Consider the following 20,806-nt stretch of genomic DNA (forward strand, 5'->3'; position numbering starts at 1 on the left):
TATGGCCGATATCGAATATTACGGACTGGTGAGACAGCATTTTGGCTTCGAAAAAGGCCGTTATATTGCCGCCGATGTAAAGGCTTGGGCACGCGAGGCAATGAGGTATGTTAAAGCCTCAGATCTTCAGCCTGTCAAACAACAGTCAATAAAGAATTATCTGAACAGATTAGTTCGATCAAAAGACAATGATGAGTTTATTCTCCCAGCAGATCGAAGAGGTATAGATATTGAAGATTGGAATATATGGTGGCAAGAACAAAGGAAAATTAGAGAATTCTCGATCACCATTTCAGAGTCTGCGAGCGATGGTTGCATTAATGTCGATCGAATCAATATAGGTTGTAGTGAATGGGAAACCCCACCCTCTATTTCAGTTAGTCGTACAGCACAAGATATTGTAAATGTATTACTTCCTCTCGCATTGATAAGTGAGGAAATCACTATCATTGACCCATACTTTAGGCTTGTCGATAACGCTGTTCTCGTTGAAATTTTTAATCGGTTGGCGAATTCTTCAGTACGAAAATTAAGAATTGTAACCGCACTGAACACGGTGAGTGCCCAAAACGCCTATGATGGAAGCTATCGCTCGCTGAATGTTCGCCCAATCTCCTTTGAATGGATAGAAGCACCAGATAAGTTTTTCCATGATAGATATTTTATTACCGAGATTGGCGCAGTTCGCTCGGGTCATGGATTTATGGCTGATGTTGAGAAAGGCACTCATGCTGATTTGGCTAATTTAAACATTATCAGTCGAGATGAAGCATATAGAACGTTAATCTCTTTAGATGAATTGATTGAGAATGGTCGAGCGTCACAAGTATTTAATATTTAAGTTATGGTAATACAACACGAAATCGAGCGAGCACAATATCCGTAAAGCGGTAAGTCGTGATTGTTCGACCAGGACTCATTATTAAGAAAGCTGATGTAAAGTTTTTAGGTAAATGGCTTTATCTTAAAAAGACGCAGCGGCTGATTTGATGATATATGGTTCACCTTAGAATAAAAAAATCAATAAAAGTATAGGTTGAAATAAATGACGATAAGTATGCATAGAGTTAGAGCTCCCTCGATATTAGAATTTTCTATTTGGCTCGCTGCCTTTTTAAATCGAAGATCATTGAAGCAGCCTGATCAGCGCCCGCTTTATGAATATCATGTTAGTAATGAGGAGTACGGTGATTTAAAGCGTTTGCTCTCAGAGTTTGGCAATAAAGCTAGCTTTACCCAGGATAAAAGTGCAAACGCTTGCTTTACCTTGTTTTGTGCGGAGTGGTATCGGCGTGAATATGAGCGCGATTGCGGCTGGAGTTGGGACCCGATATGGTCGACATTAGGTTTTACACTTTCTGCAGGTGAGTTGAGACGAGTTGTACCTAAAGGTCTTGAAGAGTTTTGGGACCGTCCTATCCGTTTTTATGAATCGGAGCGGAGAAATTTCCTTGGCTCGGTATTCAGTGAAGGAGGATTGCCATTTCGCCTGCTTAAGCAATCAAATAATCGCTTCCAGTCTGTATTTGCAAGGATCCTTAAGCAATACGAAAGTGCCGAGCTTTTAGGCTATACCACAAGACAGCTGGCGACCAACCTGATTGAACAAGCGGGGCTGCCACAAGTTTTTTCGGAAGACACATCGGTGGAGCTGGTTGCGCAAATGGCGGACGAATTAGTCTCTATTGTTCATTTGTACGGGTTAGACAAACAAGATGAGCCTGTGAGTGAGCTTGATGCAGTCAGTCCAAAATGGCGTGAACGCTTTCCCATACCCCTCGATGAAGAAACGGGGAATGAGTTTCTTAATGGCTTACTCCGTACAGCTTCAACAAAAACGCGCGCGCAACGAGCCGCTGAGAGAAGTTGGAACTGTATACACTTTTTTACCAAGCAAAGCAGTGATGCCCTTCAAACAGAAATTACCTTTCCAAACGAGGTGACATTCAACCTGGATGGTGAGCCCCCTTCATGCCGCTTTGAGCTAGCAATTTATGAAGCAGAAAAACAGTTGGTCAGCTTAGGAGCTGGTTACGCTGTTTTAGAAAATAAAAGAGCCAGGGTTCGCCTGAAACAGGGGCGCGTTAGATGTAAACGAAAATCGCCGAGTGATGGGCTGACTCTCGTCGCTTTATATGGAGGCTCCGTACTCTCCGAAATACCTATTCAAAATACCGCAGTCACCGTCGGGGAAATACCGCTTGGCTTTGAGTCTGTAGACGAGCATTGGCAACTTTGTGGGCAAGCTAGCTTTAGAACGAAATGTACTGATCTATTGCTTTTGCTGCCAAACGACTCGGCAATTGATGTTGAGGGTGGCGTTTTTACCGAATACGATAAATGTCTTGGTTGTGATGCTGTTAATGTTCAAGGCCAATGTGTTGTCAGCGTAACGACTGAAGAAACATTTCGCATTAGAACAGGTGATTTGGTCTCGACAAGTCTCGCACTTGACTTGAAAGGTAATGTTTTAAAATGGCCCAGTTTGCCAAGTACCGTATTTTTAGGTGTACCCGCAGTTGAATGGATTATTTCTGATCCGGCCCTTGGTGCGAAAGGGACGTATATCCATCTTTCAGGCAAAGCGGTTGATGCGTGCTCGTTGCAACAACGACTGGGGCGTCACTATTTGTCAGTTCGCAATAATGAAAACATAACACTCCTGCGTAAACGTATTGGAATCCTCCCGGCTGATTTTAAAATTAAGCTAAAGAGCGGAGAGCAGTCTAATCGAGGGAGTATACTGTTTTACACCAAAACTCCGTGTCTTTATCAACTGGAAACGCCCCATGTTACGGTACGGCGTGTGCGACATGATGATCACACGGAATTTTCTCTCGAAGTGGTCGGGATGCCCCCCGCGCATGTGTCTGTGCTTATAACCCCTAATCTCGAAAGCGATCCAATTCGCATAGATTTACCTTTTCCTACGTCGGGTTATTTAGCATTTGATAAAGATGAACTGCCTTTACCAAAATCCTTGCCCATTTCAGAACTTTTGGGGGGGCGTATTTATTTGTTTGGACGGGCAGAGCAGTCAACAACCAAGTACACAATGGAATTGAGTTTAAAGGGAGGCATGGCCTCTAATGCACGCTATACATGGCATGTACGGGTTAGTGATAAGCCCCTTGAAGTGAATCTCTTTAACCTGAAAGACCAGATAGAGAGCTTACTTTCCTTACAAATTGGCATTGACCAAATCGTAGAACTGACCATCGACAATAATATCGTTTGTCGCATCGGTAGATATGCTGTTGAAATGCAGCTTGATGTTAGTCGGCGGTTATTGGTTTCATCAGCTAACATCAGCAAGCGTGGCAAGTTGCCCAAACCTATGCTAATGCTGTTGTGTGAGCCTGAGCGTCACCCAATCGAGCTACGTTCTCGTATGACACAAGGTGTCGCTACAGGTGAATTTGAACTACCGGATATTACTGACAAATTGGGTCCTTGGTTAATTGTTCCTCAAAAAAATTCATCTGTTGCGTTTCGGCCCTTATTCTTAGCTGGAAATTTAGAACAGGGTGAGCGTATTAGTGAGATACGCAATCTGCAGAGAGCGGTGTTAATGTTCAATCCTACATCGTCTTCGAATTCATTTGATGCAGTGTTGAATGCAATGGTGTTGGATCCTGCACACAGCAGTTGGCAATTCTTACGGGCTTTATACGACAATTACGGTTATTTGCCGCTGTCCACTTTTGAAGCTTGGCGTGCCTTAGCGAGGATCCCATCTGCTTTGGCAATGGCGATGTTTAAGTTTGAAATGTCTGTCGACTTTATCTCTCGTATTGAGGCTGAGTTCCCTTTTATATGGGAGCTGTTTCCAATTTTAGAGATAAAAAACGCAGCGAATAAATTAAAGTCTTACTTAATGCAGAAAGGTGTTAGGGAGGACTTCATACCTGAGCTTATCAAGAAAATGTATCAACGCCTCGGTGAGGCAATTCCGTCATATAACGGCAATATACAACAGTGGCTCAATGATGGTAGCCTTCCCCAAGAGGTTCAAATGCCAGAGGCGACGATGCAACGTGTTGTTTCCAGTTGGTATCAGGAGCTGATTCGAGCGAGAAGGGACGATAGTTGGCCAGAGTTTGGTGGTAGTCGTTTGAAACGCTGGTGTTTATCCCAACAAGAAAGTCCCATTTCATTCGAGCCCGAAATGGACTATCGCAATGCAGTTGTATATCTACCTGTATTTGCTGCTGCTGTAGCATTAGGGAAAAGCAAATTCGACGATGTTTTCGTTAATTCAACAGATGCAATATTCTTTTTAAGGCAAGTGAGAGATTTTGATAGCCAGTGGTTTGCTTATGTGTATCAGTATTCTCTGCTTCGTTTTGCCGCAAATAACAAATTAAAAAATAAGGAATTGGAATTCCATGTCTAAATATTTTTCTTCTCTTGTAGACCAGTCTTTATCACGCTCAACCGAAGCAACACTGGGCGTTCTGGGAATTACTAATCCTGCATTGCGTGAGCACTTAAGCTCTTTAATGAAGTCTGAATGCGGAAAGGATGGCTCTTTTCTAGCACCGCCTATTTTTGAGCAGATGTTTGGTTGGCAAGAATCAGACATCACGATGCATGATTTGGCAATCAAAGGGGGGCTTTTAAGCAAGGAAGTGGTCGAGTCGCTTGATGGCGAGCAAAACGGCCGCTACCGTTTCGGCGCGAACTGGCATCCTTTTACCCATCAGCTTGCGAGTTGGAGATCGCTACTCGAGAAGAAGCATTCTGTCGTTGTGACTAGCGGCACCGGCTCAGGGAAAACAGAATGCTTTATGGTCCCGGTACTGGAAGACCTTTACCGGGAATATAAGGACAACGGCAGCAAACCACTGATTGGTGTTCGCGCATTATTTCTCTATCCTCTCAATGCACTGATTAACTCGCAAAGAGAACGTTTAAATGCCTGGACTCAGTCCTTTGATAAAGGAATTCGTTATTGCCTTTACAACGGTAAAACGGAAGAGCATCGTGCGAAAGTCAGAAGTGAGCAGGCTTTAAAACTAAATGAGATCTTATCTCGTGAACTGATGCGGGAAGAGCCGGCGCCAATCCTCGTCACCAATGGCACGATGCTGGAATATATGCTTGTGCGCCAGATTGATGCGCCGATCTTACAACAGTCCCGGAAAGAACAGTCTCTTCGCTGGATAGTATTGGACGAAGCTCATACCTATGCCGGCTCACAGGCAGCGGAGTTGGCGTTGCAGTTGCGTCGAGTGATGCACGCCTTTGGCGTGAGCCCTCAACAGGTCCGCTTTGTGGCAACTTCCGCAACCATCGCAGGTGGCGATACTGAACAACAGTTGAAGAAGTTTCTTTCGGATTTATCCGGAGTACCAATCGATCAAATCGATGTTTTGGGTGGAAACCGGGTTATTCCGAGTCTGCCGAATAGCAAAAATGTTCCCGTCAAACTAGATGATTTGGAAGCGATACCGCTTACGAACACCAAGGCGCCTCATATTCATTTCGAGCGTTACCAAATGCTTACACACTCGCCGGAAGCCAGATTGCTTAGGGATATTTTAGTCACTACACCTAGGCCGCTAAAACTGACGGAAATTGCCGATCAATTCAGTCGACGAACAGGTCATAGCCTTTCTCAATCCGAGTTTCTACGTTGGCTAGATGTTTGTACAGGTACTCAGTCCTCCGAAGACGAACCCGCGTTTTTGAAGCTTAGAGCGCATTTTTTTCAGCGTACCATTCAAGGTCTTTGGTCGTGTTTTAATAAAGATTGTGAGGCGAAAAGGAATACACCTCTACCAGGAAATTGGCCTTTCGGTTATGTCTATGTAAGCCGGCGCCAAACCTGTAGCTGTGGCAGCCCTGTTTTTGAAGTGGGCTTTTGTAATGAATGCAACGAACCGCATTTATTGGCACGGGATAAACGGGGCAAATTGGTGCAATGGAACGAATCGGGGGGCGATGAGTTTTCTTTGTTGAGCGAGGTAGATAACGACGAAACGCCATCCGATAGGGAGTCGTCCCAGCGTTCCGCCAAAAATCTACTTATTTTGTCTTCCAGTCCTAATGAAGACCTAGGGTTTATTCCCGTTGATCTGGATATGAACAGCGCTGAATTTCACGTTAAATCAGGAGAGACTGTGCGTCTTGGCCTGAATGATGGTGAGGTGGTTTGTAGTAAAGTTGGCTGTGAATATGCGGGTAGCAAGGGGGCTTTACCTTTTCGGCGATCATTATTGGGTTCTCCGTTTTACGTAGCGAATGCAGTACCCACCGTCTTGGAATATTGCCCTGATTTCAAAAATGAAGATGGGCAAAAAGGGCACGGACCGCAATCACTGCCCGGCCGTGGTCGCAGACTGATTACGTTTACCGACAGTCGCCAGGGGACTGCACGTATGGCGGTGAGTATGCAGCAAGAAGCGGAACGAAATCGCGTGCGTGGTCTTATCGTAGAAGTGCTTTCATCTCACCAAAGGACTTTGTCAAATCAATCCACGCCTGCCGAGGGAGTCACGGCACAAGATTTGTTGGATCAAGCCAATAACCTTAGGGCTATGGGAATGGTTGCGATGGCAAATGTGCTTGAAGAGAAGGCGAGAACCGTGGCATCAGGCGCTGTAACGACATTGGCCGAGCTCACATGGGGTGAACTGGCCAATGAGCTTAGGCAAAAGACCGACATTAAAACATCGATGCTGCATTATAACCAATATCATAAGCCGGAAATTTTTAGGCCAAATGATGGGCCTTTAAAATTAGCTGAAATGCTGATGTTTCGTGAATTTATGCGTAGACCTAAATTTAAAAACAGTCTTGAAACCCAAGGCTTGGTTAAGGTCGGTTATAGTGGTCTAAAAAATATAAGTACTTTGCCGGATTATTGGGAAGACAGTAAGCTTTCTCTGACTGATTGGAAAGACTTCCTAAAAGTTGCTCTCGATTTTTATGTAAGAGAAGGGAGCTTTATCCAACTTGAGGAGGATTGGCGCTCATGGATTGGCACTCGCTTTTCGCCTAAGGTGTTGCGAAACCCAGTTTCCGAAGAAGCCGACGATAATCAAGTAAAGCGATGGCCAAACATTCGTAATGGAAATTACAGCCAGCGATTGATCAAAATGCTGCTATTGGCTGCCAACCTCGATCCAGCCAAAAAGGGCGATGTTGACCGTGTGAATTTTTGGTTAGGGAAAGCGTGGTTGCAATTGACCGAGAACAACCGGGTATTGAAGTCCGATGGGAACCGATTCTATCTGGCAAAAGAACAAATGACGTTTTCGTTAGTCGATAGAGCGTTTGTTTGTCCGGTCACTAATAAATTGTTGGATACCGCTTTTAAAGTCTTAACCCCTTACCTTCCCACTCATATCAAGTTCAATCGTTTGACAGATGAAGAACGTAACCGCTTTAAGGTAACAGAGGTCATGTTGCCAGAGGTTTGGGAGTTTGATCATTCGCAGGAAGATTATGTCCTCGGACTGGAAAAAGTGAGAAAGTTGGTTGGTAGCAACGAGGCGATTAGAAATCTAAGATCGCAAAATCTATGGACGAATCTTAACGATAGAGCCGTCGAAGGAGGGTTTTACTATCGCACTGCGGAGCACTCGGCACAACAATCTTCTGAGCGGCTCGAAGACTACGAAGAACTGTTTAAAAAAGGCCAAATCAACGTACTCAATTGCTCCACGACTATGGAAATGGGGGTAGATATTGGTGGTATTGCTGCCGTTGTAATGAATAACGTACCTCCGCATCCTGCAAACTATTTACAGCGTGCAGGGAGGGCTGGACGCAGTAAGGAAGCAAGAGCACTTGCTTATACCCTGTGTAAGGGTAATCCTCATGATCAACAGGTTTTTGCAAATCCATCTTGGCCTTTTGAAACTGTCATACCAGCACCTGCAGTTGCTCTTAATTCCGCTAGATTAGTTCAAAGGCACGTCAATTCGCTGATGTTGGCGAATTTTTTATGCCATGAGGTGGGTGTAACAACAAAAGAAAAGACCCGGCTCGATACACAATGGTTTTTTAATGACGAGCATGGCGACTCCCTTTGTGATCGTTTTATCAGTTGGCTTGGAAAAGCAACATTAGATTTAGACCAAGCTGTAAACGACTTGGCAAAAGGTACCGCGTTACAAGGTTTGTCGTCATTCCAGTTGCGAACTGAGACTATTATCAAAATCAAACAGCTTCAGTCGCGTTGGTTAGAGGATTATCGTTATCTTGTTGCCGAAGAAAGTAACGCAAAACCGAATAGTCCCTATTTAATGCGCATTCAAATAGAAAAGCGCCGTCATTCAGAAGAGTATCTTTTGCGAGATTTGGCTGCACGCACATTCTTGCCTGGCTATGGTTTTCCTACTGATGTTGTAAATTTCGATAATTTTACGATTGAGGATTACATACGTGAGAAGGAATCTAACAAAACTTCTACGAAAGACCGTGATGATAATGTATCCCGATATAAAGGATTGCCATCGCGCAACCTTGCTATTGCTGTTCGAGAATATGCACCGGGAGCCGAAGTTATTTTAGACGGAAGAGTGTTCCGTTCGGCTGGTGTATCGTTGCATTGGCATAATCTAAATAGCAATACCAATGAAGCACAGAAATTTGATATCGCATGGCGATGCGACAGCTGTGGTGGGCTTGGTTACGAAGAAGGTGTTGTTAAAAACTCAGAACTAGTCTGCACAAATGCTGACTGTAGGAGACCAATAAAACTCGCCAATATTAAAAAAGTTTTGCAGCCGGCTGGTTTTGTGACTGATGCGTATGAAAGCGTATCCAATAACATTGAGCACCAAAAATTTATACCTGTTGAGCCATCTTGGGTATTCGTTGATGCGAATAAAGTGCCTCTTCCAAATCCGGAACTTGGTTATATGACCTATGGGGTCAATGGCAAAGTTTTTCACCATAGCTCAGGTGAGCTTGGTCATGGCTATGCACTTTGCTTATCCTGCGGAAGAGCAGATTCTATGGTTACGGCTGAAGAATATCCTTCCGGATTGTCGCCTGCAGGCAGCCATTTTCCCCCTCGCCCAAGCAAAGAAGACAAAGATAAAAACAACAGGCGTTTACCATGTTCAGGCTCGGCGAATCTGGTTCCAAATGTCGTTTTGGGAGCCTATGCTTACACCGATGTTTTTGAATTGATTCTCCGTCGCCCAGTGTCTGGAGAGTTCCTCGCCGATGGTTTGGATGATACCAAGTCGATAGCGATTACGTTAGCCGTTGCATTACGGGCTGCACTTTCTGGCATTCTTGGTATTTCCCCTTCTGAGCTAGGTTATGCAATTCGTCCTGCGCGGTTAGAAAACGGTGCAGCCATTCGGGTTATTCAATTGTACGACATAATAAGCGGTGGAGCAGGATTCGCTTCTAGTGCGCCGATTCATATCGAAACATTGCTAGAGAAAATGGTTAAACAATTGGAATGTAGCCACTGTGAAACGGCTTGCAGTGAGTGTTTATTGGATTCCCAAACCCGTCATGATCATGACTCACTGGACCGTAAATTAGCTTTGGAATGGCTTGGGACTAACTTTGCTCGTCATGTTGAGCTACCCCAAGATGAGCAGTTGTTAACTGGTGCAAAATACTGCCCTGGCTCAGTTGAAGAAGTATTACGCAGACATATTAATGAAGGTGCTGAACGTCTTGTATTGTGGCTTAAGGGAAATGAAAATGAGTGGGATCTGCTTGCTCCAGAGTTCCGAAGAGCAATTCACAATTATCTTCTGCAAGATAATGTAAAGGTTGATTTGGTACTAGGATTTGAGCCGCAAGATATCGACCTCCAACATGATCTCTATCGTCTGTCCGTTGTTGGGGCTCGTATTTTCAAAAGCTCATTTGATGACAGCAATCCTATCGTTGCACAAGTTATAAAAGATGGAGCTGTTTTCACAATTGCTTCGAAGTTTTCTGATGCATTGGTTCCAGGTTCTTCATGGCATCAGCGGGGTGAGATGGTAGTTGAAGTCGAAGCAATCGATTCGGCAGAATTAACAGAAGTTGATACATCTCGCTGGATGACCAAAGCTGAATCATTGGTTTTCGATATCGAAATCGTTTCAGAACTTAATGGTGCTCTAAATAGCTTTGGATACAGATTCTGGAAACATATTTTTAGTAAACATGAAGAACTAAGCGCTTTGTGGGAGAATGGTAAAGTAACAGAGGTTGTTTACTCCGACAGATATATTCAGAACCCAGCCGCTGTAACGCTTTTGAGTGCTTTACTTAAGCCGGTCTTTGATAAGAATGCGAATGGTAATGCCTTAACTGTCAATACACTGTTCAAGCCGAAAGAGCGAAAAGGAAACCGGACTCATCATGACTGGATAAGTCGAGATGAATTTGAATCTTTTTCTCAGAAGTGGATCAGTAAAAAGCTGGATGCCCCTGTGATATTGAATATTTTCGGTAGTGTGAGAGATATTCCTCATCATAGGAAACTAATTATTAAATTAGACACAGGCAAGGCAATAAAAGTCAGGCTCGATCAGGGGATTGATTATTGGAACATACGGTTTGAGAAAGCCGCCGAGAGTTACTTCAACTTTGATGATAGCGTAGATTATCAATTGGCTTCCCTGTCTGACGCTTGCGGAAGAGCACAGGCAGTAAATGGTGAGCGATGGGCAACAGATGTGCTTGTAGAGGTGTTAGAATGAGTCTCTGAAAGACTACCAGGTAATCGGACCAGACATGACCTTGTTAGAGTGATGCAAGAAGCGTCCCGTGAGATAGGTATTTTATTATCACTCTATCCAAATGAGCTGGAAATTTCCAAGTAGCCAAACAGGACCTCAATAATTCACCTTAAACGTCGGACTGTCCTCCGGCCGGGTCTTGCGTTGATCGTAAATCCGCGTCGTGGCGATGTTCGCATGGCCTTGCCATTCCTGCACCTTGGCGATATCGGCTTGATGGTCGAGCGCATTGGTGGCGGCGGTAGCGCGTAAGGAATGCGCGCCAATCGTAAAACCCAGCTCGCTGGAATAAGCGCGCACTAGCTTATAGATGCCGTCGGGGGTGATCGCCTTCGCCCCTCCGCCTTTCGTATTGTTGCTGACCGGACGGAAGAGGGCGCCGGACTCATCGCTGGAAAACAGCTTTCAATATTTGCCACTATTGAGCGCTGAGTTTTTCCAGTCATAAAATTTACATATGGTAATAATATCAACATGATAGTGGTTGGCTTCTGAAAAATTTAAACGCTCTTTTGTTGTTAAAGTGGCAAAATTTAGACGCCGTTTTCCAATCTTACCTTTGTTATGGGTAATTGTACTTCCCTCAACATCCCGAGTAACGCTAGCTGATCCGGTTTTTGGATAAGGCTCAAGCCATGCGCGGTTTCGGTGATGGCCTCCTCATCAATCCAGGGATTTTTGATTGCTTTATTTAAGGTTGGGTAGTTGAATAAGCGCTATCGGTGTTTCAATTCCCTCGTCATTAGTTTTCAAAATGAAATCGTACAGCGTGCAGCTCACCATGCTGCGCGGACAATGGAAATTTCTTCGAAAGGCAGTGACGACCCAATTTTCAGCTCTAGCCTTATCTGCCCACCGTTGACACGCACCAATCATATAGTCAGCGGCTTGCCTTGGGGTAGCCGTCTGTTTGACCATAAAGTCTGAGGCATATTGGGCACACGATTGGATGATGCGGAAGCATTGCCCTGTCGAAAAGTCTTCTAGCTGATTTCTGAGCATGGCGGTAACGCTGTGCTCATCGGCTTCAGGAAACATCCGCTTCGCCGCGCAATAATCATAAAATTCTCTGCACTCCGCTAATGCAATATCCAAGGCCAGATCTGACACTTGCTCGTACCAGGGCGTCGGCCAGTTGCACTCAATTACGCGGGCTTCGATGTCTTGAATCAATTCGGAAGAAACGGTATCTGGCAGACTCCACTGCGCGTTAAAAGTAATGGCCATTTTATTATTTGATAAGGCAATGGATTTGGTGTGTGCTTGGCCCGAAATCTTAAGCAGTCCGGCTTCGATCAATCGCGACAAAAGGTCTTCACCATAACCGCCTGATGGCGCAAATGGCATCTTCGAACCGTTTGAAAGGCGAAATTTCATGCCGTTTTTGATTCTCGCAGGACCATAACACTGCATCAAAGATAATAACGATACGGCTTGTTCGAGAGACAAGTCGGCGGCTTTGAGGGAGTGATGCGTCGTTCGGCTAGGAGCTTGGGGCTGAATGGATGGGATTTTCTTTTGCTGTTTGTTCGTTTTGCTGCAATAGGAGCAGGCGCATGCTCTGGTTTTCCTATGCTGACAATGGGAGCAGTGTAGACCGTTCTTGTATTCATTTCGATACCCACCTTGGGAAATTCGCGGTAACACCATGACTGACTCACAGTTAGGGCATAACTCTGAACTGATTTCTGGAGGAAATAATTTATAGAGTTGAGGGAGCGCGCAGTCGATGTTGAATAGGCGAATCAAGTCGGAGACTTTGGTTTTGGCGTAGTAGGCCTGAATCAAGGTATCGATCTGTTCACTTGTTAAGTGGGCAAGTTTCGGATGAATCGTTGAATGGGACATAGCGAAAGGCGGCGAAACAAAAAAATACCAATATAAGCCGAAAAATCAAAATTGTCACTCATAGAGCGTGGCCTTATAAAATGCTGATCCGTAGTATAAAAACATGCTTGAACATGTTTCATCTACAACTGATCCTCGGATACTCTTTGGGGAACGCCTGATTCAGCTGCGTAAACGGCGCGGCTGGTCGCAGGAGCGTTTGTCGCTTGAAAGCGGAGTGGCGCGCAGTTATTTAGGGGGCGTCGAACGTGGACAACGGAATATTGCACTGTTGAATATTTGTCGCTTGGCAGAAGCGCTATCTGTATCCCCTGATGAATTATTACGCTTTCAGGGCGAATAAGTATATATTTGATGCCATTCACCAAGTGAATTTTCAACCGATTCATCTCTGTACACGACAAAAAATTTATCCCCAGGCTCTCACTCATGTTTGGAAAGCTATTATTTCGGGATTCTGCCCGTCAACTACGATCATGTCGGGCGGACATAAAAACAACACCCATAGCCTGAACCTGTCCTCAATTTTTTGGAGGCCATGCAAAAGGCTGTCTGTCAGATAATCCAGCCCATAGCGAAACAAACTCTGCTCCGGTCGTCCATGCTTTTTCGTTTTTAAGGGCCTGACCTGATGTTTCCATTCCCCCGTCTTATGCGCCCAACAAAAGGCAATGGCCAATAATGCCATCACCTTTTTGATCCGAAAATAGCGGGTCAGACGCATCTCTTCCAGATGAAAGCCCCGGCCTTTCAGGCATTGGAACAGATTCTCGATTTCCCAACGCAAACCATAGACATCCACCGGCTGCGGAAAACGTTGGTTACCCACCAGGATCAACAGTTCACCGCTGTCCAGCTTCATGCCGCTGAGCCATACCCACTGTTGGCCGATGTGGCGCTTTTTTCTCAGCGCGCGGCTTTTGCCCACGTCCAGGTCGGCGAACAGCGAGCGGACAGGACGTTCCTGATGTTGTTTTAAAATAAAGTCTCATACTTAAAATAAAGCATCATACTTTTTGAAAAACATTTAATTTAAACAATATCTTAGAAAATTATCCAGGCATATGAAAGCCAGTTTTTGGACAAATAGTATGGGGCTTTATTTTAAATCAAAACAAGGGAATTTTTTTCAAATCAACATCTTACAAGTCGTGAAAGTATGGTGCTTTATTTTAAAGCGACACCTGACCCGGGCGAGCCGTCAACAACTGGTTTTCCTTCATCCGGATCAGATAAGGAATGTCCTGATCGCTTAACCATTGCCACCATCGATCGCCAATAAACTCCCTGTCGCCCAGGACGCCCAAAATACCCTGCCGACCAAAGCGAGCTATAAATCTTTGCAACAAGGCGATGCGCTCGCGCTGGTTGGAGTTGCCCTGTTTATTCAATATCAGCCAATATACGGGAATCGCCGCACCTTTGTAGACGATGCCTAGCGTCAGAATATTGAGATTCTTTTCACCCCATTTCCAGTTCGTCCGATCCAACGTGAAGTAGTACTATTTCTCATAAAAATCAAACAACTGCATGATCAAGCGCGCAATCGCATCATAATCAAAGACGGCTTCCTGAAAAAATCGCTGCAACCGCCGATAGCGCGATTTCGGCTTCGCCTGACTGGCAAAGGCCAAGGCCAGTTGCGTCAGGTTCATGCGTTTCAGCCGCACTAAGGCCAATAGCATCCCAACAAAACAATCCAACCGGCACTTGCCCCAATCTAAATGTCCTTTTAGAATCACTCTCAGTCCATCGCTCAATTCCATTTCACCTCCTGTTTGGTCGCAAGAGAGTGAAACCAATTAGCGATGGACTTTCAAGCTCCTTATTTGCCCTTCTTGCAAATCAATGGTTTAGGTTTTTTGTCGTGTACAGAGCCGATTCATAACTCCCATTCTTGTAAATTGGCGAAGGCGACCTTCGAGTAAGTATCGACAAAGGTTTGCTGATACACCCGCCCGACGCCTTTGAAGGTGCCGACGTAGAAGGTGTCTTGCGAGCCCAGATAGCCAGGGGGCGCCGTTTCGATTTTACCGCTGGCTTCGTCATCCTGCTTTTTCTTTTCCAGGGCGGCAACCTGCGCCTCGGTCAGAATCAAGCTTTGCTCCGCTACTTTCGCTTCCAGAGCCTTCAGGCGCTCCTTGAAGCTTGCCAGGTTGTGCCGCAACCAGATACTGCGTACGCCGCTGGGCGAGACGAAGACACCGGCCTTGCGCAGTTAATTGCTGACCCTAATTTGGCCATGTGCTGGGTAATCCAGGGCATGGTTCAGAACCGCTCGCTCTGTCGGCTCATCGACGCGATTCTTCAGATTCGGCTGGCGTCGGCTCTTATCGAACAGAGCTTCAGTCCCGCCGGTTTCCACCGCCGCCTTGTAACGATAAAACGTGTCCCGCGACAAGCCCATGGTCTTGCAGGCTTTCGAGACTTTACCGAGTTCTTCGGCCAGATTCAGCAAGCCGATTTTATGTTTGATGATTCTTACGTTATTCTCAAGCATGAGGGTTACCTCGTTTCGGTGTGATGAAATTTGACACTTCTATCTCACCAGTAACCCTCGCTCTTTTCAAGCGTGGTGTCCGATCAAGTCTGAACTATTCCACCTTAGATCGTTCATTTGCCGCTGATCCTGCACCTGCTCGAACGCCAACACATAACTATGAATCTTTTCAGCATCAGCCGCCGCACGAAATATCTCTAAAGGATCTTCCTTAAGAGCCTTGATCCACGATCCGACATAAGCCGCATGTTGACCTGGATCATGGCCAATCCCAAGCTCGTCACCCAAGATCATACTGGCAATTTCGGCTCGCAATTCTTCCTTGGCGTACCCTTCGCTTCCAAAAGGGTGCGCATGATGTCCAAATCACGGGCCAACACGGGCTTGGGTAAATAGTAGAGGCTACCTAGGCTCAGTTTGAGCAAGTCGGCCGGACGGCTGATCGAGAGTTTCGAATCACGGTCTATCATCGCTTTGCGCTCAGCAATTCCGCCTTGGTGGGCGCGCCTGCTAAAAAATCATTCTCCAGGGTCAACTGGCCTATTTTGGCATGCAACGCCTGCAGATCTACAGCGGACGACTCCGTTTCTGCCGGTTTGCCAAAGACCTCGGCTGCCCGCTCCGTCAGTTGCCGTTTCCAGTCGGTGAGTTGGTTAGGGTGTACTTCGAATTCCTGCGCCAGTTGCGCTAGCGTTTTATCCCCCGCCAACGCTGCCATGGCAACTTTGGCTTTGAACGCCGGTAAATGTTTTCTTCTCGTTTTGAGTGACATCTTCTGCTCCGTTTTAACGTCCTTCTGGACATTCAAAAGTTACAGGTATTCCACTTAACCGGCTGTTCAATTTTTCGGCACCACCACTATTCGCTGAAAGTTTGTCAACGGTGACAAAGAATTATTTCTAACTGTCGAGTCTATTTGCCAACAATTAGCTTTCAGCATAGTATTTACACTCACTCACTTAATGAATGACAACAAAAACTATCTTTTGATAACATCGCGCGCGAAGATCACCGCCGCCGCGTTGTGATGCAGCGCTTTTTTCGCGACTTCGCGAGGGTACACCACCGCGCCGTCGATCGTGCCCTTGAACAATTCCTCCAGTTGAATGACCCGGTGTTGGTTGTCCAGAAACAGGCAGGCGAAGACTTCGTAGCTGTAGCCGCGAAGCTGCGCGCTCAAATAGGCGCGCGTCGCCTCGGGGCTGGTCAGTGCATTGCCGCGCTGCAGGACTTCCTTGAAATGCCGGCGCGCCATCTCCATCACCGCCTGCATCTGCGCGTATTTGGCGTCGCCGAGGCCGTTCGCCCGGCAAAAATGCTGGCGGTCCGCATCGAGCAGAGCTTTGAGCGAGCCAAAATCACTCAAGAGATCGCGCGCCAAATCGACCGCCGATTTGCCGGGCGTGCCGGTGCGCAGAAATATCGCCAGCAGTTCGGCGTCGGTCAGCGCGCCGGAGCCGCGCTGCAGCAGTTTTTCCCGAGGCCGGTCTTCCTCGGCCCAATCTTTGATCCCCATGCGCAATACTCCCGCTTAGTAAAAAAGATAAACCTTAGACGTTAAGCGTAGAAGAATTCGCGCATCCTTGCCATAATGCGCATTTTTGATCCAGTTCAGCATGAGCGAAGCGAAACGAATTTTAGTGGGCGTCAGCGGCGGCATTGCCGCTTACAAGTCGGCAGAGTTGGTACGGCTGCTGCGCAAACAGGGCGCCGAGGTGCGCGTCGCGATGACCCAAGCGGCCGCCCAGTTCGTCACGCCGCTGACGTTCCAGGCCCTGTCCGGCAATGCGGTGCACAGCGATCTACTGGATGCCGAAAGCGAAAACGCGATGGATCATATCAGCCTCGCGCGCTGGGCCGATGTGATGGTCATCGCGCCCGCCACGGCCAACCTGATCGCAAAATTGAGCCACGGCCTGGCCGATGACTTATTGACGACGCTGTACCTGGCCGCGACTTGCCCGGTCTATGTCGCGCCGGCGATGAACCAGGCGATGTGGGGCAAGCCTGTGACTCAGGAGAATGTTGCGACCTTGCGCCAGCATGGCGTGCAGCTGATCGGCCCCGCCCAAGGCGAGCAGGCCTGCGGCGAAACCGGTTTCGGGCGGATGTCGGAGCCGCAGGAGATTTGCGCCGCGCTCTTCGCGGCCCCCGCCGATCTCTGCCTTAAAGGCTTGAAAGTGCTGATCAGCGCCGGCCCGACGCGGGAACCCTTGGACCCGGTGCGCTACATCACGAACCGCAGTTCCGGCAAAATGGGTTATGCCTTGGCCGAAGCGGCAAGGAACGCGGGCGCAACCGTCACGCTGGTGTCGGGGCCGGCGCAGTTGCCGCCGCCGGAGAATATCGAGCTCGTTCTCGTCGAAACGGCCGCTGAAATGTACGCGGCGGTGATCGCCAGAGCTCCAACTTCGGCTATTTATGTCGGTGCGGCCGCGGTGGCCGATTACACGCCGGCCGAGAGGCAGCCGGAAAAAATCAAGAAACAGGGCGAGCACGTGACGCTTGCGCTGCAAAAAACCCGGGACATCCTGGCCGAAGTCGCGGCCTTGAGCCGGCGTCCCTTTACGGTCGGCTTTGCGGCCGAAACGACCGATCTGGAGGCTTATGCGCTGGACAAACTGGCGCACAAGAATCTGGACATGATCGCAGCCAATTGGGTCGGGCAGGCGCAGGGCGGCTTCGACAGCGAACACAATGCGCTGGAGGTTTTTTGGCGAGACGGCAGGAAAACGCTGGCGATGACCGACAAAAAACGGCTGGCCGAACGGTTGATTGGGCTGATTGCGGAAAGGCTGAGGGTCAAGGCGCCGGCATCTTGAAACCTAGAAAAATCAGTTGAGCCACAAAACACACCAAAATCACGAAAAAATTCAGAAAGTTATTGCTTAGAAAAGCGACATCCTCCGGGTGATCGATTCACACGATCTACCACCTTGAATTATTTCGTGTCTTTCGTGCTTTTCGTGGACTAACTGCGGTTTTAAGGTTGAAAAGGATGCCGGCACAATTCGCATAATGGACTTACTCGCCGTTTTTCAAAGCCGCCAAGGCGGCGTTGATCAAATCATCGATCGTCTGGTATTGACTGTTGTCTGTTGCCGAGCCGATACGGAACGTCAGCGGCGTTTTAGGCCAGTCGGCCAGGACCGGCTTGACCGAAGCCTGAATCCTTTCCGCGATATGCCGCCCGCCTTTTTCATCGGTATTCGGCAGGATCACCGCGAAAAGGTCGCCGCTGTAACAGCAGACAAAATCGGTCGGTCTAGACGGAATGCATTCGATCGCGGCGGCGATCGCAGTAAGCTGCCGGTTTCTGGCTTCGTCTTCCTCCGCCAGGCCCGGCCCTGAGAGATTGCCGATTTCACAGATCAGCAATGTCAGCGGATGGCGTTCGCGTTTGGCCAATTTCTTTTCCCGGTTCAGGGTTTTCTCAAAGTAACGCCGGTTGGCCAGGGCGGTGATTTCATCAAACATGGATAGCTCGAGCAAAGCCCGGTTCGCGGCGACCAAGTCTTGGTTGGTCTGCAGAGTTTGCCGCGCAAGCGTCATTCTTTCGAGCGCGATCAATTGCATCAGGATGCGATGACGGCTCAAGGGCTTTGGAAGCAGGGCGTCGGCGCCGGCGAGTATCGCGCCTGCAAACGCTTCATCATCGTTTCCCGAACTCAGCGCCACGATCGGAAACCATTCGCCCTGATGCTCCATCCTGATCGCTTGGATCGCCTCGACGGCGCGTTCACGGCCGAAATCGATATCCATAAAAACGCAATCGACTGGATGGGAGAGCATGAAGGGCAGTGCGGCTTCCGCTTTGCCGGCATCGTGAACAACATGACCGAGCGAGGTCAGGCATTGATCCAGAATGAAACGGCAGACTTCACTTTTTTCTATGACCAGAATATCCATCGCGGTGCGCAAATAAAATCGATACAACCAGTCTAGTCTATTTTAAGCCTTCGGTAAGGTCTAGCGCTTTAAATAGGTTTTCTGTCTGATCAGGAGGCAGGGACGGCATGCCAATCATTGACGTCAGGGAGTGAATGGCTGCCGTGCCAGATTTTTATTGAAATGCGCCTGCTAATCTTCTATGCTCGTTTGCCGAGGTCGAAACCGAATTAGCTCTGGCTTATCCAGCCCTTCCCAAAATACAGGAGACTCTATGAAGATTGGTGTACCTAAAGAAATTCATCAAGGCGAAAAGCGCGTCGCGCTGACGCCGGAGACCGCTGAGCAAATCATGAAGCTGGGTTTTTCGGTATGTGTTGAAAAAGGGGCGGGGCAGGGCGCAAATATTTCGGATGAGGCCTACCAGGAAGCGGGCGTCGAAATCGTTGATGACGCCAAGTCATTGTGGCAGGGCTCCGACCTTGTGATGAAGGTCAGAGCGCCTGAGCGCCATCCTGAATTGGCGATAGACGAAACCGATCTGCTGCGCGAAGGCGGCCATCTGATCAGTTTTATCTGGCCTGCGCAAAATGCGGCGCTGATGCAGAAACTGGCCGACAAACAGGTGACCGTGCTGGCGATGGACAGCGTGCCGAGAATGTCCAGGGCGCAAAAACTCGATGCCTTGAGTTCGATGGCGAATATCGCGGGCTACCGGGCCGTTATCGAAGCGGCTCAGCATTTCGGCCGCTTTTTCACCGGCCAGATTACCGCGGCCGGCAAGATTCCGCCGGCGAAAGTGCTGGTGATCGGCGCCGGCGTGGCGGGTCTCGCCGCGATCGGCGCGGCAAAAAGCATGGGCGCTATCGTCCGGGCGTTTGACACGCGTCCCGAAGTGAAAGAACAAATCGAGAGCATGGACGCCGAATTCTTGATGCTCGATTTCAAGGAAGAAGGCTCCGGTACCGGCGGTTATGCGAAAACGATGTCGAAGGAATTCATCGAGGCCGAAATGGCCTTGTTTGCGCGTCAGGCGATGGAGGTCGACATCATCATCACGACCGCATTGATTCCCGGCAAGCCGGCGCCGGAGTTGATCACGAAGGGCATGGTCGAGTCGATGAAACCGGGCAGCGTGATCGTCGATCTGGCCGCCGAGCAGGGCGGTAACTGTGCGCTGACCGAGAAGGACAAGGTCGTGGTCAAGCATGGCGTCACGATCATCGGCTACACGAACCTGCCGAGCCGGCTCGCGAATCAATCCAGTCAATTGTATTCGACCAATTTACGGCATTTGCTGACCGAATTGAGCCCGGAAAAAAACGGCGAGCTCAACGTGAACATGGACGATGAAGTGATCCGCGGCGCGACCGTGATCAAGGAAGGCAAGATCACCTGGCCGCCACCGCCGCCGAAATTATCGGCCGCCCCCGCGCCGCAGACCGAAGCGCCGGCCAACCCCGGCGTGGCGGAAAAAGCCAAGGCCAATAACCGCCTGATTCCTGCAGCGGTCAGGCCGTTTATTCCGCTGGTGATCGGCGCCCTCGCGCTGTACGGTCTCGGCGCGGTCGTGCCGGTCTCGTTCATGTCGCATTTCACCGTGTTCGTATTGGCCTGCTTCGTCGGCTATCAGGTGATCTGGAATGTGACGCCGTCGCTGCATACGCCGCTGATGAGCGTGACCAATGCGATCAGCGGCATCATCGTGATCGGCGCGTTGGTGCAGGTTTCCGCGCCGGGCATCATGATCAGCGTACTGGCAGGGCTTGCGATCCTGATCGCCTCGATCAACATCGCGGGCGGTTTTTGGGTAACCCGGCGCATGCTCGAAATGTTCAGAAAATAAGCATAAGGAAAAAAC

13 protein-coding genes and 3 pseudogenes are annotated in these 20,806 nt (G+C 48.3%); 6 read left to right on the forward strand and 10 right to left on the reverse strand.

From position 1 onward, the window contains the following. Window position 1 precedes the first annotated feature (1 nt). The 3 genes from METLA_RS0119390 (at window position 2) to METLA_RS0119400 (ending at window position 10,670) form a co-directional block, all read left to right on the forward strand. Window positions 2-841, forward strand: a complete 840-nt coding sequence (locus METLA_RS0119390; RefSeq protein ID WP_152539502.1) for a hypothetical protein — start codon at window positions 2-4, stop codon at window positions 839-841. 216 nt (window positions 842-1,057) lie between these two features. Continuing rightward, window positions 1,058-4,396: an STY4851/ECs_5259 family protein gene (locus METLA_RS0119395; protein WP_024300142.1), complete on the forward strand. Its 3,339-nt coding sequence runs from the start codon at window positions 1,058-1,060 to the stop codon at window positions 4,394-4,396. Then, window positions 4,389-10,670 carry a DEAD/DEAH box helicase gene (locus tag METLA_RS0119400; protein WP_024300143.1) on the forward strand — a complete coding sequence of 2,094 codons (6,282 nt, stop codon included), beginning with the start codon at window positions 4,389-4,391 and terminating at the stop codon, window positions 10,668-10,670. The genes METLA_RS0119395 and METLA_RS0119400 overlap by 8 nt, the downstream gene beginning before the upstream one ends. A gap of 135 nt (window positions 10,671-10,805) precedes the next feature. On the opposite strand, the gene METLA_RS0119405 is transcribed toward METLA_RS0119400, so the two are convergent. Then, complete coding sequence (locus METLA_RS0119405; RefSeq protein ID WP_198408522.1) at window positions 10,806-11,111, reverse strand: tyrosine-type recombinase/integrase; 306 nt, start codon at window positions 11,109-11,111, stop codon at window positions 10,806-10,808. 285 nt (window positions 11,112-11,396) lie between these two features. After that, complete coding sequence (locus METLA_RS22805; protein ID WP_152539503.1) at window positions 11,397-12,557, reverse strand: hypothetical protein; 1,161 nt, start codon at window positions 12,555-12,557, stop codon at window positions 11,397-11,399. 103 nt (window positions 12,558-12,660) lie between these two features. Here METLA_RS22805 and METLA_RS22285 point away from each other — a divergent pair, with 103 nt between their 5' ends. Then, window positions 12,661-12,900: a helix-turn-helix domain-containing protein gene (locus tag METLA_RS22285; protein ID WP_024300146.1), complete on the forward strand. Its 240-nt coding sequence runs from the start codon at window positions 12,661-12,663 to the stop codon at window positions 12,898-12,900. Between the two features lie 84 nt (window positions 12,901-12,984). On the opposite strand, the gene METLA_RS0119420 is transcribed toward METLA_RS22285, so the two are convergent. From METLA_RS0119420 to radC, 7 genes and pseudogenes are all read right to left on the reverse strand, one after another. Continuing rightward, window positions 12,985-13,485, reverse strand: coding sequence for a transposase (locus METLA_RS0119420; protein WP_084480190.1), 501 nt, complete (start codon window positions 13,483-13,485; stop codon window positions 12,985-12,987). A gap of 244 nt (window positions 13,486-13,729) precedes the next feature. Then, window positions 13,730-14,047, reverse strand: a complete 318-nt coding sequence (locus METLA_RS22290) for a transposase (RefSeq protein WP_084480191.1) — start codon at window positions 14,045-14,047, stop codon at window positions 13,730-13,732. Between the two features lie 12 nt (window positions 14,048-14,059). Continuing rightward, entirely contained in the window at window positions 14,060-14,323 is a 264-nt protein-coding gene (locus METLA_RS22295; protein ID WP_152539504.1) for a hypothetical protein, read from the reverse strand. 134 nt (window positions 14,324-14,457) lie between these two features. Next, window positions 14,458-15,057 (reverse strand): annotated as a pseudogene (locus tag METLA_RS22300) (helix-turn-helix domain-containing protein); the annotation flags it as partial. A gap of 66 nt (window positions 15,058-15,123) precedes the next feature. Continuing rightward, entirely contained in the window at window positions 15,124-15,351 is a 228-nt protein-coding gene (locus tag METLA_RS0119440) for a zincin-like metallopeptidase domain-containing protein (protein WP_024300148.1), read from the reverse strand. Window positions 15,352-15,395: 44 nt separating this feature from the next. Next, window positions 15,396-15,829 (reverse strand): annotated as a pseudogene (locus METLA_RS0119450) (transposase); the annotation flags it as partial. A gap of 222 nt (window positions 15,830-16,051) precedes the next feature. After that, window positions 16,052-16,573 (reverse strand): annotated as a pseudogene (gene radC / locus METLA_RS0119455) (RadC family protein); the annotation flags it as partial. Window positions 16,574-16,673: 100 nt separating this feature from the next. Between radC and coaBC the strand changes: the two are divergent. Further along, the gene (gene coaBC, locus METLA_RS0119460; RefSeq protein ID WP_024300152.1) at window positions 16,674-17,879 is read left to right on the forward strand and encodes a bifunctional phosphopantothenoylcysteine decarboxylase/phosphopantothenate--cysteine ligase CoaBC; all 1,206 of its coding nucleotides are present in this window, start codon (window positions 16,674-16,676) and stop codon (window positions 17,877-17,879) included. Between the two features lie 202 nt (window positions 17,880-18,081). On the opposite strand, the gene METLA_RS0119465 is transcribed toward coaBC, so the two are convergent. Beyond that, on the reverse strand, window positions 18,082-18,966 hold the full coding sequence (locus METLA_RS0119465) for a GGDEF domain-containing response regulator (RefSeq protein WP_024300153.1): 885 nt from the start codon (window positions 18,964-18,966) through the stop codon (window positions 18,082-18,084). A gap of 253 nt (window positions 18,967-19,219) precedes the next feature. Between METLA_RS0119465 and METLA_RS0119470 the strand changes: the two genes are divergently transcribed. Next, a complete protein-coding gene (locus tag METLA_RS0119470) occupies window positions 19,220-20,791 on the forward strand; it encodes a Re/Si-specific NAD(P)(+) transhydrogenase subunit alpha (RefSeq protein ID WP_024300154.1) in 1,572 nt (523 codons plus the stop codon). Window positions 20,792-20,806: the final 15 nt, after the last annotated feature.

Source organism: Methylomicrobium lacus LW14 (genome assembly GCF_000527095.1).
Classification (GTDB): domain Bacteria; phylum Pseudomonadota; class Gammaproteobacteria; order Methylococcales; family Methylomonadaceae; genus Methylomicrobium; species Methylomicrobium lacus.